The sequence below is a fragment of the Alcaligenes faecalis genome, from assembly GCF_005311025.1.
GTDB classification, from domain to species: domain Bacteria; phylum Pseudomonadota; class Gammaproteobacteria; order Burkholderiales; family Burkholderiaceae_B; genus Alcaligenes; species Alcaligenes phenolicus.
This window is the reverse complement of record NZ_CP031747.1, coordinates 2,044,954-2,059,330: the sequence shown is the minus strand read 5'-3', so window position 1 is coordinate 2,059,330 and position 14,377 is coordinate 2,044,954. Positions and strand designations below refer to the sequence as shown.

Sequence of the window (14,377 nt, the reverse complement as noted above, 5' to 3'; positions counted from 1 at the left end):
TACTCCGGCAAAAAAAGGATGGCAGTGGGGCGATTAAATAGGCTCGTCCAGACCGAATTGCACTTGTTCGGCAGCGCGGATTACGGCGCGTGCCTTGGCTTCGGTCTCTTGCCATTCTTTTTCGGGATCGGAGTCGGCCACGACACCGGCGGCGGCCTGCACATAAAGCATGCCGTCCTTGATGACGCCGGTGCGTATGGCAATAGCCAGATCCATTTCGCCCGAGTAGCTCAGGTAGCCAGCGGCACCACCGTAAACGCCACGGCGCACGGGCTCCAGTTCATCAATGACTTCCATGGCGCGTACCTTGGGGGCGCCGGTCAGGGTGCCCGCGGGGAAGGAGGCGCGCAGCACGTCCATCTGGCTCATGCCGTCTTGCAGTTCACCGCAGACATTGGAGACCAGGTGCTGAACATGCGAGTAACGTTCGATTGCCATGGTGTCCGTGACTTGTACCGAGCCGGTTTTGGCGATACGGCCAATATCGTTACGGGCCAGGTCGATCAGCATCAGGTGTTCGGCGCGTTCTTTAGGGTCGGACTTCAGCTCGGCGGCCAGTGCGGCATCGGCTTCAGGTGTGGCACCGCGTTTGCGAGTGCCAGCCAGTGGGCGAATAGTGACGCGCTCCATGTTGCGGCCATCCTGACGGTGTTCTTCCTGACGCACCAGAATTTCTGGCGATGCACCCACGACCTGGAAGTCGTCGAAGTTCCAGAAGTACATGTAAGGCGATGGGTTCAGCGAACGCAGGGCGCGGTACAGGGATAAGGGCGAGTCGCGGAAAGGTTTGGTGATGACCTGGCCGATCTGCACTTGCATCAGGTCACCGGCTGCAATGTATTCCTTGGCGCGGGCCACGGCCTTCAGGTAATCCTCTTTGTCGAAGTCGCGCTCGCATTCGGTTTGCATGCTGGCGTAGGCGTAAGGGATCACGACGGGTGAACGCAGCTTTTCGCGCAGATCTTTCAGACGACGCTTGGCCAGTACGTAGGCTTCGGGCTGGGCGGGATCGGCGTAGACCAGCAGGTAGGTGCGACCAGCCAGATTATCCACAATCACCAGCTCGTCCACTTGCAGCAGCATGATGTCCGGCACGCCTTCTTCCTGGTCGGAAGGGAAGGGTTTGCGGTTCATACCCAGGGACGGTTCGATGTGACGCACCGTGTCATAGCCGAAGTAACCAGCCAGACCACCCGCAAAGCGGGGCATGCCAGGACGCAGGGCTACTTTGAAACGGGCCTGGAATTGCTCGATGAATTCCAGCGGATCGCCTTCGGCTGTTTCGACAATCTTGCCATCGTGCAGCACTTGGGTATGACGGCCGTAGCTGCGGATCACGGTACGGGCAGGCAGGCCAATAAAGGAGTAGCGACCGAACTGCTCGCCGCCCACAACCGATTCCATCAGGCAGCTGTAACGTCCGCCTTCGGGGCCGTTGTGCGCCAGTTTCAGATAAATCGACAGGGGCGTATCCAGGTCGGCATAGGTTTCCGCAATCAGGGGAATGCGGTTAAAGCCTTCTGCTGCTAGGGCATTGAATTCTATTTCTGTCATTGGGATCTCGAGGGTCAGTGGGTACGACGAGCCGGACAGAAACAAAAAAAGCCCGGTCGTTGTGATTACCGGGCTTATTTTCCTGGAGGCGGTCCGCTGTGTACTACTTTGCAGGGACGCCAGACTTCAAGGTTATATCTACCCGATACACGAACGCCACCAGCGCCAATAAGCGCCGTAGATTGTGGATGCGTGAGTGCGAGTAGACATGAATTTTATGACGTAAATATGGTGTTGCGTTTATTGCGCAGCCAGGTGGCCGCGTCGGCAATAGAGGCAACTATACCATCGGAATCCAGGCTTTGCACATCCTTGCCTTCGTTATAGCCGTAAGGAACCAACAGTACGGGGATGTTCGCCGCACGCGCTGCCTGGGCGTCATTCATGGAATCCCCAATGACCAAAGCCTGTTCGGGAGCCAGTTTCATTTGCTCGCAGGCGTAGACAAAAGGCATGGGGTCGGGCTTTTTGCGCGGGCAGGTATCACCGCCCACCACCAGTTCGAAGTACGGGCCCAAACCTGTTTGTTCCAGTAAGGGGCGGGCAAATTGTTCGGGCTTGTTGGTGACCACAGCCAGACGCAATCCCTGGCTTTTAAAGTCATCCAATCCTTCTAGTACACCCGGATACAGGCGGCTGTGTTGGCCATTACATAATTGGTAATGGTAATAAAATGATTCCAATGCCGGGGTGTAGTCGGCAGGAGGTTCAGGTAGATCGGTCAGAGCGCGTCGCACCAGGTTTTCCGAGCCTTTACCCACGAAAGTGGCGATGCGCTCCTCTGGGAGCGGGGGTAAACCCAGGTCGATACGCATGGCATTACATGCCGAGGCCAGATCGGGAATGGTATCGAGCAGGGTTCCATCCAAATCAAACAGCACAGAGAAAATATTCATCTTTTTGTAGCGGACTTGTGACAAAATATTGTCAAATTCCTGTTAAGGTCGAGCAGAAAAAAGTTTTCGGAACGTCGGGTTTTCATTTCGTTTGATTCATCATGTTAAAGCTCCTTACTGCACGCGGGCTTATCAATTTAGTGAGCAAACCGTATTTTGGTACAAGATTGGCTTTCGATAGTCCGTTCAGAAAGGCCCTAGGAGCGGAAGTATGATGCTCGATACATTTCATCAGATTCTCGTAGAAAAACAAGTTACGCCGGTCTTTCAGCCCATTGTGGATTTGCAGTCCGGCTTGATTCTGGGTTACGAGGGTTTGATTCGAGGGCCAAAGGACAGCAGTTTTTATTCGCCCTTGGCCTTGTTTGACGCCGCCCGGCAATGTGGCCGCTTATGGGATCTGGAAGAGCTGTGTTGCCATACCTTGGTCAGCAGTTTCAAGCAGCAGGGTTTGGCGGGCAAACTGTTCTTGAACTCCAGCCCGGATGTGGTGATGCGCATGTTGCCTTCGGCCCGCATCGAACCGCGTACCGGTATGCCACAGCTGGATGGCATTGACTGGAGCCGGGTGGTGGTCGAATTGACCGAGTCCGAGCGTACTGACAGCTACGACTATCTGAATCAGGCTATTGAGCTTTATCGAAAAGAAGGCCTGCAGTTTGCCATTGATGATCTGGGTGAAGGCTATGCCTCGCTGCGTTTGTGGTCCGAGTTGCGGCCCGAGTACGTCAAGATCGACAAATACTTTGTGCGCGATATTGATACCGATGTGCTCAAGCAGCAATTGGTACGCTCCATTTGCGATATTGCCAGCCATGCTCAATCCGTTGTGATTGCAGAAGGGATTGAAACCGGCGCGGAACTACGCACCTTGCGCTACTTGGGCGTGGCCTGTGGGCAGGGCTATTTGCTATGTCGCCCTCAACCTAACCCCCCGCCTCAGCTGGAGCCCGCTCAAGCCGCGCTGTTTGGACCCTCCACTGTGCGCACTCAGCGTCAAGTGCAAGGCCGTGATTCCATGAGCGTGCGGCGTTTACTGCGTGCCGCGCCAGCGGTGCCTGATAATACACCCACGAATCGTGTGTATGAGCTGTTTCAAAGCCACCCAGATCTTAGTGCCGTGGCTCTGGTGCGAGGGGATCGACCGACGGGTATTTTGCGTCGTAGCCAGCTTTATGATCAGCTTGCCCGGCCTTATCACCGCGAACTGTATGGCAACAAGCCATGCTCCCTGTTTATTGAAACCCCACCGCTGATTGTTGACTGCGATACCAGCTTGCTGGAGTTGGGCACCTTGATGACGCAGGGAGCGGGGGATGCCTTGAGTGATGGTTTCATCATTACCGGGGCGGGTGAGTATCTGGGCCTGGGCTCCAGTGTGGAGCTGATGCGTGAAATTACGCAGATTCAGATCATGACGGCGCGTTATGCCAATCCACTGACGCAATTGCCGGGTAATGTGCCGATTGATGAGCATATTGATAGTTTGCTGCGTAATCGGCAGAACTTCGCTGTGTGCTATGCGGATCTGGACCACTTCAAACCCTACAACGATTTGTACGGCTATCGCAAAGGCGATGAGCTGTTACGCTCCATGGCCGAGCTCTTCACCCGTTACGCGGTGGCTCGCATGGACTTTGTGGGCCATGTGGGGGGGGACGATTTTATTTTGGTGTTTACCAGCCCGGACTGGGCCGAGCGCTGCCAAAGCATTCTGGACGAGCTGGAAAAAGAGCTGGAGTCCTTGTATAGACTGGAGCATCGGCAAGCAGGCGGCTATTTGGCTGAAAACCGTCAAGGCGTGCTGGTGTTTCACCCGTTGGTGAGCCTGTCTTTAGGTGTGGTCACAGTCGAGGAGCCCGAATTGTATTCGGGCTCTTTAATTGCGGAGCTGGCCAGTTCTGCCAAGGCACAGGCCAAGCGGGTGCAGGGCAATGCCTTGTTTGTGGAGCGCCGCCGCCCCGACAGTGCGGTTCGGCAGGGCAGTTATAGCCGCAATACGATGCTGCAGTAGCGGGAACAGCAGGCCGAACGCAGGATTTAGGCCTGCTCTGCCAGAGCGATTTGCGCGCGCATGTCGCGGATGACCTGAGCGTAGTCGGGCTGACCAAAAATAGCCGAACCGGCCACAAAGGTGTCAGCACCGGCTGCACGGATGGCGCCGATATTGTCCACCTTCACGCCACCGTCGATTTGCAGCAGGATGGGCTGACCACCTTCTGCAGTCCACGCATCAATGCGGGCGCGGGCTTGGCGCAGCTTGTCCATGGCGCTGGGGATAAAGGCCTGGCCGCCAAAGCCGGGGTTAACGGACATCAGCAGGACCAGATCCAGCTTGTCCATCAGGTGATCCATCCAGTTCAGCGGGGTGGCCGGGTTGAATACCAGGCCGGCCTTACAGCCGTGGTCACGGATCAGCGACAGGGTGCGGTCCACGTGGCGCGAGGCTTCGGGGTGAAAGCTGATGTAATCGGCACCGGCTTTGGCAAATTCGGGGATCAGCGCATCCACGGGCTCCACCATCAGGTGTACGTCGATGGGGGCAGTGGTGTGGGGGCGCAGCGCAGCACAGACCATGGGGCCGAAAGTCAGGTTCGGTACAAAGTGGTTGTCCATGATGTCGCAGTGAACCCAGTCGGCACCGGCGGCGATAACATTGCGGACTTCTTCACCCAGGCGGGCGAAGTCGGCCGATAAAATACTGGGAGCGATACGTGTGGAGCTGGCTTGGGACATAATAGGTGCCGTAAAGATTAGACATCACGAAAATCGTGGCCATATGTCATCATTATAGTTTCAAGCGGGGGGCTGTGCAGCGCCCCGTATTTGTACAGCCGTAACCTGGAATCCATCATGAAGCCTGACGATATTGAGGTGCAGATCACGCCCCAGTACCTGCCTGAGCAATCCGAGCCCGATAGCAATCAATATGTTTTTGCCTATACCGTACGGATTACCAACAATGGACAGCAGACGGCCCAGATTATCAGTCGTCACTGGATCATTACGGACGACAATCAGCAGGTTCAGGAAGTGCGTGGCCTGGGCGTTGTAGGACAACAGCCGGTGCTGGCTCCAGGTGAGACCTTTGAATACACCAGTGGTTGCCCCCTGAACACGCCGTTTGGCACCATGCGCGGCAGCTATCAATGTGTTGGTGAAAATGGTGTGCCCTTTGAGGTCGCCATTCAGGAGTTCATCCTTTCCTCTCCCCGTACCTTGCACTAAGGGCCAAACCCAGCCATGAAGATAATTTATTGCGTGCCAGCCGTACTGCTGGCATTAAGTGCCTGTTCCACCATTCCTGGGGATCAGGGTTCTTCGTCAACGGCTCCGGGTACAGCAGAAGGCGGTCCTGATATCGCTCTGCAACCGTTGCGCGTGCCGTCCTTGTCGGCACTGCCGGAAACCCCGGCGCGTGCGTTGGCAGGGCGTTATCAAGCTGTGAACTGGTCCGCCTTGCCGGGCTGGCAGGCTGATTCGCTGGACCATGTCTGGAAAGGTTTCATCAATAACTGCAAGGGCCTGATGCGCCCTGTCAGCGGTTCGCTGGCCATGCCCGCACGTGCCAATCCCCGTGCCTGGCAGCCCGTTTGTCAGGCTGCGGCTTCTGCCGGTCTGAACGCTGACACCAAAGATACGGCCGCTGTACGTGATTTTCTGCAGCAACAGTTGCAGCCCTGGCGTTTGCTGACCGGCGACGGCAAGGTGGCCCAAAATACGGTCACGGGCTATTACGAGCCTTTGCTCAAGGCCTCGCGTACCCGTAGTTCCAGCTATCAATGGCCGCTTTTCGCTGCGCCGGATGATTTGCTGACGATTGACCTGGGTAGCTTGTACCCCGAGCTGGCTGGCAAGCGTATTCGCGGCAAGCAAGTGGGCAAACGCATTGTGCCCTACGACACACGCGAGCAGATCGTGTCCAAGCAGGATCGCCAGCCACCCGTGATCGTGTATGCGGAAGATCCGGTAGAAGGCTTTTTTCTGCAGATCCAAGGCTCGGGTCGTGCGGTCCTGCCCGATGGCAGCGCCGTGCGTCTGGCCTATGCCGACCATAACGGTCGCCCTTATGCCTCGGTAGGCCAATGGCTGGCCAAGCAGGGCGAGATGCCTTTGGCGCAGACTTCCATGCAAAACATCAAGGCCTGGGCCAAGCGCAATCCGCATCGCGTTCAGGAAATGATGAATGTAAATACCGCTATGGTGTTCTTCCGCGAAGAGGCCATTGTGGATCCGGAGCTGGGCCCTAAAGGTGCCTATGGCATTCCCTTGATTGGTCTGCGTTCCGTGGCTATTGACCCCACTTACGTGCCTTTGGGTACGCCTGTGTACTTGGCTACCTCGCAGCCTGCTTCTAACCAGCCTTTGCAGCGACTGGTTTTTGCTCAGGACACGGGCGCGGCGATTAAAGGTGCCGCACGTACCGACTTGTACTGGGGCACGGGCGATCAGGCTGGTGCGCAGGCAGGGCGCATGAAGCAGCAAGGTCAAATGTGGCTGTTGTGGCCACGTCAGGCAGGAGCACCGAGCGCACGATGAGCAAAGAACGAATTGTGGTGTGTGGCGGGGCCTTGGCCGGTATGGCCAGCGCTCTGGGTTTACGCAAGGCCGGGTTTGATGTCAGCATCTTGTCCCCCGCTTACAAGCCTATGGAACTGGCGGCGGGGCAGTATCACCCCCGTGTCTACGCCGTCTCGGTCGCCAGCCAGCGTTTTCTGACGCAGTTGGGTGCCTGGAACTTGATGTCGGCCCAGCGCATTTCGCCAGTGCAGGCCATGGAAGTACATGGTGATGGCGGCGGTTGCCTGAATCTGCATGCTTGGCAGGACGCGCAGGATTATCTGGCCTGGATCGTTGAGTCCGGACAGATGGAGCAGGCGCTGTATCAGGCCTTGCAAGTGTTTGGTGTGCCCTGGATTGAAGACCGTTTCGAGCGTCTGGAAGGCAATACCATCATCACCGCCGGACAGAAGCGCATCAGCGCCGATTTGTTTGTGGGGGCAGATGGTGCCCGTTCCGGCCTGCGGTCTGCTGCTGGCATTGAGCATCATGGTCGTGAGTATGGGGACGCCGGTTTGGTGGCCCACTTCAACGTGGAGCGCCCGCACCAGCAAGTCGCCTTGCAGTGGTTTACTGGCGATTCGATTCTGGCCTTGTTGCCTATGCCGGATGTGGATGGCAAACCGCAAGTCTCCATGGTCTGGTCCGTGCCGCAAGCGCAGGCCGACAAGGTGTTGGCCATGCCCTCAGAGGAGCAGGCGCAGTATCTGCAAAACAGCTTGTTCTCTTTATCCAATGGCCGTTTGGGGCAGTTAAGCTTGCGTAGCCCGGTACACGGTTTCCCTTTGACCTTTGAGCGTAGCGGCCTGGTGTCGCCCGGTGTGGCCTTGGTGGGTGATGCGGCGCATCGCGTCCATCCTTTGGCTGGCCAGGGTTTGAATCTGGGTCTGGGCGATATCGAAGCCCTGATCAAGGTCTTGTCCGAGCGTGGCCCGCATTATTCGGTCGGTGATATGCGTGTACTCAATCGCTACAAGCGCGCTCGCGCTGAACCGATTGCGGCCATGCGGGCAGCCACCGATGGCTTGTATCGTCTGTTTGCGGCACCGGGAGCACCGGCTTCCATGCTGCGCAATGCCGGTATGCAAGTGGTGGACCGCCTGCCCTGGGTGAAACGCCGCCTGATTGCGCATGCTGCCGGCGTCAGCCCCGGCGCGCTCTTGTTCTAAGGCCGCTAGGGTCTTGTCGATTAGCAAAGGAAGTACGTCATGATGTTGCACCTTCGTTCTGTATTGGCTCTGGCGTTTTTGTCGCTGTGCAGCCTGGCTCAGGCCGCCAGCCCCGCCAAAGTAGACACACGTTTCGAGACTACCCGCCAGGCCTTTGAAGCCGCTTTCCCCGGCGTGACGGTCGATGGTATTCGCGCCACACCATTTCCCAATTTGCTGGAAGTGGAAGTGGGCGGCACCTTGCTCTACACCGACCCGCAGGCCAGCTTTGTGATGCAGGGTTCTTTGCTGGATAGCAAAACTCGTGTTGATCTGACCGAGCAGCGCATGCAGGAACTCAATCGTGTGTCGCTGAATGACTTGCCGCTGGATAAGGCCATCAAGCTGGTAAAAGGCGACGGTAGCCGTCAAATGGTGGTTTTTGAAGATCCCAATTGCGGCTATTGCAAACGTCTGCATACAACTTTGCAGGAGATCGACAATGTTACGGTTTATAGCCTGATGTTTCCCATCCTGGGACCGGACAGTCGCCGCAAAGCCGAGGACATCTGGTGCGCCCAAAACCCCGCTAAAACCTTGAGTGATTGGATGGGGGGCGGAGCGCGACCCGAGAAAGCCTCGTGTGAGCATCCATTGGATCAGTTATTGGCAGTAGGACAAAAACTGCGCGTTCAAGGCACCCCGGCCATTTACTTTGCTGATGGCAGCCGCGCTGATGGCTGGCTGCCTGCTGCCCAGTTGCAGTCTCGCCTGGACGCTGCCGCCCAGTAAGTATTCTGGTTGGTCTTGAGCTAGAACAACCCGCTTTCGAGCGGGTTTTTTATGTCCCATCGTTATGGAAACTATAATTATTTGTGGGGCATGATTTTAAAAGAGCAGCGATTAGAAAATAATCCCGAGATGGTTCAGGCGGTAAGGCGGACGTTATTTTGAAGACAAAAAATTTCAAACGCCACATTTGACCATTCTTTACTTTGTGCTCCGTATTCTAGAAGTGATAATTCTAACTATTGATAAAAATAGTATTGTCGGCCCTCGCCGGGACCGTCGTGGGACTGACAATAATTAAATAGTAGGCGCTTATGGAACATGCACGCTGCGTGTTGATTGTTTTGGAAGAAGGCGAAGGCTTGCACTACTGGCTGGAGCAACTGCGGGTTTTCGGTACCAAGACAAGCGTTGTCAGATCCCTGGAGAAGGTAGCCGAGGCGCGTCTGAGCCAGGCCGATCTGTTACTGTTTCCTGTTGAGACGGGCTACGTGCCTTTGATGGTGGCCAAATTGCGCAATGACTTTGGCTCGCTGGGTATTGTGGCCGTTCAGTCCGGCCTGTCTGCCAGTGCTCGTGTGCAGTTGCTGCTGACGGGCGCTGATGCGTGTCTGGCTATGGATGTGCAAGTTCCCGAGCTGATGGCCTGGTGCCATGCCGTGCGCCGCCGTAATGTTTATGCCGCCGTGGGTGCCGCCCAGGCGATGGAAGAGGTTCAGGATCAGAGTGGCCAGCAGGAATGGATCTTGCGCGATAAAGGCTGGACTCTGGTGGCTCCCAATGGGGTGGGACTGGAACTGACGCATAGCGAACGTCAATTGATGGACGCATTCATCCGCCATGCGGATGCCCGTTTCAGCCGTGAAGACCTGATGCGCGACAAAGGCCTGGCTGCCAGTGACAGCCGTGCAGTGGATTCCCTGATCAGCCGTTTGCGCCGCAAGGCCAGTCAGGCAGGGGTGGCCTTGCCGATCAAGTCGGTGCACGGCTGGGGCTACACCTTTACGGGCAAGTTGATCGCCCAGCAAGAGCCGCAAGATACTGAAATCATGGAGTTTTACGCCCAGCGCGACGAGCAGGAAGCATCCCAGCCCACGCCGCTGGAACTCTTGCGTGCGCTGGAAACTCTGGATGTGCTTGATCCGCAGGCCAGCGAAGCGCTGTCTTTCTCTTATCAGTTGCGCGTGGCGACCAGTACGGGCCAATACAGTGGTGTGGACGCCCAGGTGTTCTGGACCTCGCCCACAGGCTTGCGTCTGTCATCGGATCTGGTGCTGCGCCATATGCCTGACGCCATTCACCGTCAGGCTTTGTGCGAATGGATGCTGCGTACTCTGATGGCTGACGTGCGTCGCTGGTGGCAGGAGTATTCGCTGCGTGCCAGCCATATTGGCCTGAAGTTGCCCATCGATATGCTGCTGCCTATCTATAAGCGCATGCCCAGCATGTTGCGTCAGTTCGAGCTGCAGCCTTGCTGTGTGGAACTGGACTTGTTCAGCGACGAGGAATTGGAAGAAACACCAGAACTGATCCAGGCTTTGCAGTTTCTGAAAGAACAGGACATTCAGGTCTGGCTGACCAGCCCCGATATTGAGAACAACAAGCTCAACCGTTTGCGTGGCTGGCCAATCAGCGGCGTCAAACTGGAAGCCGAGGTTATTCAACGCGCCTGCCGTGAACCGACGTTCAAGGCATTGCTGGAAACCGCGTGCCATTTACTGAGCGAGCAGGGCTTTGAGCTGGTTATCAAAGGCGTCGATAACCTGGAACTGCGCGATCTTGCCTTGAATCTGGAGCTGGGTCATTACCAGGGGCGTCTCACCTCGGAATTGATGTCTGAAGATGGCTTCTTGCTGACTCTGGCCAGCAGCGAACCCTCTTTTGGCCAAGGCCATGAAGCTTCCCGACGCTTGAGCGGTAGTGTTTTATAAGCCGCCTTAGCATCCAATTATCTCGATATGTAACTTTAATTAAGTATTTCAAGCCCGAGGCCGTTACCCAGCTTGTTCGATGGGGCCTCCATGTAGGCCGACCGTGGTGACACGGTCGGTTTTTGCGTACCTGGGACCTGTCTTTTCAGCGTTGCTCGGGGAATATGATGCGTTTGGGCTTGAAACAGAAGTTGTGGTTGCCATTGATCTTGTGCTTGATGGCGTTGGTGGCGGTTTTTGCGTTTGTGAACTATCAGCTCTATCAGGCACAGATGGAGGAGCGAAAAAGTAGTTTGCAGCACATCGTCAATATTGCAGCAAACATTACGCAGGACTATCAGCAACTGGTCAGCAAAGGCGTTCTCAGCAAGGAAGAGGCGCAAAAGCAGGCGCTGCAACGCATCGCTAGTATCCGTTTTGGGCAGGAAGGTTATGTGTCGGTGTTATCGACCGATGTGGTGTCCATCATGAATCCCAGCCGACCGGAGCTGGACGGCCAGGACGTCAGTGCCGTGGTCGATAGCAACGGCGTGCACCCTTTTGCCGAGATGAGCCGCATCGGCCGCAATGGTGGCGAAGGTTTTCTGGAGTATCACTGGCCCAAACTTAGCGACAAGAGCAATGCCCCCAAACTGGCCTTTGGCAAAGGGGTGACACAGTGGGATTGGGTGCTGACCTCGGGCGTATATATCGACAATATTCAGGCGCGCTTCCTGAGCAATCTGCTCAGCTCGTCAATCGTGTTTGTTCTGATCGTGCTGCTGGTATCAGCGGTTACTGTGTTTCTGGCGCGCCAGATCTTTGCCGAGCTGGGGGCTGAGCCCAAAATTTTGCATGAAGCGGCCCAAGCCATTGCCAATGGCGATTTGCGTGTGACTCATTCCCTACGCTCGATTCCGGACAATAGCGTGATGGCCTCCATCGAGCAGATGCGCCTGAAATTGAACGAGGTTATGCGCACGCTGCAACACAGCAGTGGTGTGATTGCGGACGATACCGCGCAACTGTCTGTGGGCAATCTGGAGCTGTCCAGTCGCACGACTCAGCAGGCCGCGGCCTTGCAGGAAACAGCATCGGCCATGGAAGAGATGACGGGCACCGTTCGCATGAGCGAAGAAAACGCCATGCGTGCCGAGGAAGTCTCCAGCCAGGTGCAGAAAACGGCCCAGCATGGTGGTCAGATGGTCAGTGAGCTGGTGGACCGCATGGGCGCGATTCGCGATACCAGTGGCAAGGTGGCGGACATCACCACGGTGATTAACTCGATTGCCTTCCAGACCAATATTCTGGCCTTGAACGCGGCTGTGGAAGCGGCGCGAGCCGGTGAGCAAGGTCGAGGCTTTGCGGTGGTGGCGGGTGAGGTACGTGCTCTGGCGCAGCGCACGACGGCGTCAGCCCAGGAGATTGCTCAATTGGTGGAAGCGTCCTCCAATAGCACCCGCGAAGGCGTGCAATTGATGGGGCAGGTCGGTGAGGTTATTGATGAGATGGTCACCGGCAGCTCGCAAGTGATGACGATTGTGCACGAGATTGCGGCTTCTACTCGCGAGCAAACTATTGGTATCGAGCAAATCAACGTGGCGGTGGGGCAGTTGGATTCGGCCACTCAGCAAAACGCGGAAATGGTGAACCAGGTGGCGCACACCTCCAGCGAGTTGCAGGAGCAGGTGCAAGAGCTGGATCGTTTGATTCAGGCTTTCCGTCTGGGGTGATAAATGGCGCCGCCTCGCGCCAGCCAAGGGGTGCGCTGATTATTTTTGATCGTATACTGCTTCTTGGTACTGGGCTTGTCCTGCGGCAAACCGGCATTTAGGAGGATGTATGTTGCGCGCACCTGTTGTTGCTGTATTGATGGTGGGAATGGTTGGGTCGGCTTGGGCGGCTACGCTGCCTTCGGCTCAAGGTGAGGTTCAGGCGCACGAACATCATGAACGAATACTGAGCTTGCAGCAAAATGAGCTGGTGCAAGGCAGTTGGCAGCACAGTGGTGATGTGGCGCTGGAATTGTTCGGCCCGGATGGCAAGGCGATTCGTCATTGGGCAGATGCACCGGAACGGGGTGGCCCTTTTGGCTTTATTGCCAGCACGGCGGGCGAGTATCGTTTGCGTGTGCAAGGGCAGGGCGAGTATCAGTGGCAGGTTAAATCGGTTACGGCTCCCCAGGCGCCGGCTCAGGCCGAGCCTTTGCAAGGCGATGTGATCCGTCAGTGGAGCATGCGCTTGCGCGCGGGCGAGCCGTCTCGCGGTTTCTGGGACTATGTGCAGCGTGTAGGTTCGCCTTTGGTGGAGCGCTACAGCACTACGCATGATCGCGTCACATTTGTCTGGCGCGGTGCCCAGAACGAGGTGCGTCTGCATGGCGGGCCTTTCTCGTATACCGATCGCATGCATCGTTTGGGTGAGTCGGATATCTGGTACATCACCTACGATTTGCCGCGTGATGCCCGCTTTGCCTATCGCATGGCGCCGGATGTGCCTTATGTGGGCCAGAACCTGGCGCGCGAAGTGCTGCGGGCGGCGTTGCAGCGCGATCCTCATAATGCCAAGGCTTTGCCGGAAAACAGCAAGGATCTGTTTGATGGTGAGTCTGTCTTGCGTTTGACGCAGGCACCTGCCGAGGTGGTGAGCCTGGAGCCGCAGCAGTTGGGGCAGGGGCAATGGCGTACGGAGCGCTTGCCCAGCGAGGCTTTGGGTGTGGAACGGCAGGTGCAGATTTATCAGCCTGCGGGCACTCGGGCTCAGGAAATTGATCACACCTTGATTTTGTTCGATGGTCGGGACTATCGGGATTTGGCGCGCGCGCCGGCCATGCTGGATACCTTGATTGCGCAGGGGCGCGTGGAGCCTATGTGGCTGGTCCTGGTGGACAATCCGGGCATGGCGGAACGGGCTCGTGAGTTGCCGCCTAATGAAGCGTATATCAAGTTTCTGGATAAAGAATTGATGCCTTGGCTCAAGGCCCAAGGGGTGCAGTCGACAGCGGACAAGACGGCGATTGGTGGCTCCAGCTACGGTGGTTTGGCTGCCATGAATGCCGCCTGGCGTTTGCCGCAGTGGTTTGGCAACGTCTTGAGCATGTCGGGGTCGTTCTGGTGGGCTCCGACGGGTGATGCTCGTGGGCAGTGGCTGACGCGGCAGATGGCGGACTCAGAAGCTGTGCCAGTGAAGATTTATATGAGCGCCGGGGTGTTTGAGTCTTCAGGCTCCAGCCGGGATGTCAGCCTGGTGCAGGCGAATCGTCATCTGGATGATGTGCTGCGGGCGCGGGGGTATGACGTGCGTTACGTGGAAAGTGCGACGGCGCATGATTTTGTGGCGTGGCGGGATGCTTTGGCTTTGGGTTTGGAGCATTTGTTCGGGATTGAGCAGGTTGAGGCTCCGGTCGAGAACAAGAAGTAGCTGGACTTAAGCTGTGAGGGACGGGCTATAGGCGGGCTCAGGAGGCTGGACCGGGGGGCTGTTCGGGTGGGGGGGGGGCGGGGGGGGGGGGGGGGGCAGG

General features: G+C 56.9%; 11 protein-coding genes. 8 read left to right on the top strand and 3 right to left on the bottom strand.

The features are described from left to right. Positions 1 to 33 precede the first annotated feature (33 nt). Positions 34 to 1,554, bottom strand: coding sequence for an anthranilate synthase component I (gene trpE, locus D0C27_RS09390; protein ID WP_009458527.1), 1,521 nt, complete (start codon positions 1,552 to 1,554; stop codon positions 34 to 36). A gap of 215 nt (positions 1,555 to 1,769) precedes the next feature. Beyond that, positions 1,770 to 2,450 (bottom strand): phosphoglycolate phosphatase, encoded by a 681-nt coding sequence (locus D0C27_RS09385; protein ID WP_021447082.1) that lies wholly within the window; start codon positions 2,448 to 2,450, stop codon positions 1,770 to 1,772. Positions 2,451 to 2,661: 211 nt separating this feature from the next. Here D0C27_RS09385 and D0C27_RS09380 point away from each other — a divergent pair, with 211 nt between their 5' ends. Further along, positions 2,662 to 4,464 (top strand): GGDEF domain-containing protein, encoded by a 1,803-nt coding sequence (locus D0C27_RS09380; RefSeq protein WP_060186104.1) that lies wholly within the window; start codon positions 2,662 to 2,664, stop codon positions 4,462 to 4,464. A gap of 26 nt (positions 4,465 to 4,490) precedes the next feature. On the opposite strand, the gene rpe is transcribed toward D0C27_RS09380, so the two are convergent. Then, complete coding sequence (rpe, locus tag D0C27_RS09375) at positions 4,491 to 5,186, bottom strand: ribulose-phosphate 3-epimerase (protein ID WP_009458542.1); 696 nt, start codon at positions 5,184 to 5,186, stop codon at positions 4,491 to 4,493. A 117-nt stretch (positions 5,187 to 5,303) separates the two neighbouring features. Here rpe and apaG point away from each other — a divergent pair, with 117 nt between their 5' ends. The 7 genes from apaG (at position 5,304) to D0C27_RS09340 (ending at position 14,277) form a co-directional block, all read left to right on the top strand. After that, a complete protein-coding gene (apaG, locus tag D0C27_RS09370) occupies positions 5,304 to 5,678 on the top strand; it encodes a Co2+/Mg2+ efflux protein ApaG (protein ID WP_021447080.1) in 375 nt (124 codons plus the stop codon). 15 nt (positions 5,679 to 5,693) lie between these two features. Next, the gene (gene mltA / locus D0C27_RS09365) at positions 5,694 to 6,989 is read left to right on the top strand and encodes a murein transglycosylase A (protein WP_035268486.1); all 1,296 of its coding nucleotides are present in this window, start codon (positions 5,694 to 5,696) and stop codon (positions 6,987 to 6,989) included. Continuing rightward, positions 6,986 to 8,179, top strand: coding sequence for an FAD-dependent monooxygenase (locus D0C27_RS09360; protein ID WP_115634849.1), 1,194 nt, complete (start codon positions 6,986 to 6,988; stop codon positions 8,177 to 8,179). Before mltA ends, D0C27_RS09360 begins: the two co-directional genes overlap by 4 nt. Before the next feature lie 39 nt (positions 8,180 to 8,218). Then, positions 8,219 to 8,950, top strand: a complete 732-nt coding sequence (locus D0C27_RS09355; RefSeq protein ID WP_137430844.1) for a DsbC family protein — start codon at positions 8,219 to 8,221, stop codon at positions 8,948 to 8,950. A 311-nt stretch (positions 8,951 to 9,261) separates the two neighbouring features. Continuing rightward, positions 9,262 to 10,878: an EAL domain-containing protein gene (locus D0C27_RS09350; RefSeq protein ID WP_137430843.1), complete on the top strand. Its 1,617-nt coding sequence runs from the start codon at positions 9,262 to 9,264 to the stop codon at positions 10,876 to 10,878. A 179-nt stretch (positions 10,879 to 11,057) separates the two neighbouring features. Next, positions 11,058 to 12,590: a methyl-accepting chemotaxis protein gene (locus D0C27_RS09345; protein WP_240688342.1), complete on the top strand. Its 1,533-nt coding sequence runs from the start codon at positions 11,058 to 11,060 to the stop codon at positions 12,588 to 12,590. A gap of 109 nt (positions 12,591 to 12,699) precedes the next feature. Next, positions 12,700 to 14,277, top strand: coding sequence for an alpha/beta hydrolase-fold protein (locus D0C27_RS09340; protein ID WP_137430842.1), 1,578 nt, complete (start codon positions 12,700 to 12,702; stop codon positions 14,275 to 14,277). The last annotated feature ends 100 nt before the right edge of the window (positions 14,278 to 14,377 follow it).

Excerpts from the sequence above, each read along its gene's own strand:
- trpE (WP_009458527.1), bottom strand. The coding sequence starts at position 1,554 with ATGACAGAAATAGAATTCAATGCCCTAGCAGCAGAAGGCTTTAACCGC.
- D0C27_RS09385 (WP_021447082.1), bottom strand. The coding sequence starts at position 2,450 with ATGAATATTTTCTCTGTGCTGTTTGATTTGGATGGAACCCTGCTCGAT.
- D0C27_RS09380 (WP_060186104.1), top strand. The coding sequence starts at position 2,662 with ATGATGCTCGATACATTTCATCAGATTCTCGTAGAAAAACAAGTTACG.
- rpe (WP_009458542.1), bottom strand. The coding sequence starts at position 5,186 with ATGTCCCAAGCCAGCTCCACACGTATCGCTCCCAGTATTTTATCGGCC.
- apaG (WP_021447080.1), top strand. The coding sequence starts at position 5,304 with ATGAAGCCTGACGATATTGAGGTGCAGATCACGCCCCAGTACCTGCCT.
- mltA (WP_035268486.1), top strand. The coding sequence starts at position 5,694 with ATGAAGATAATTTATTGCGTGCCAGCCGTACTGCTGGCATTAAGTGCC.
- D0C27_RS09360 (WP_115634849.1), top strand. The coding sequence starts at position 6,986 with ATGAGCAAAGAACGAATTGTGGTGTGTGGCGGGGCCTTGGCCGGTATG.
- D0C27_RS09355 (WP_137430844.1), top strand. The coding sequence starts at position 8,219 with ATGATGTTGCACCTTCGTTCTGTATTGGCTCTGGCGTTTTTGTCGCTG.
- D0C27_RS09350 (WP_137430843.1), top strand. The coding sequence starts at position 9,262 with ATGGAACATGCACGCTGCGTGTTGATTGTTTTGGAAGAAGGCGAAGGC.
- D0C27_RS09340 (WP_137430842.1), top strand. The coding sequence starts at position 12,700 with ATGTTGCGCGCACCTGTTGTTGCTGTATTGATGGTGGGAATGGTTGGG.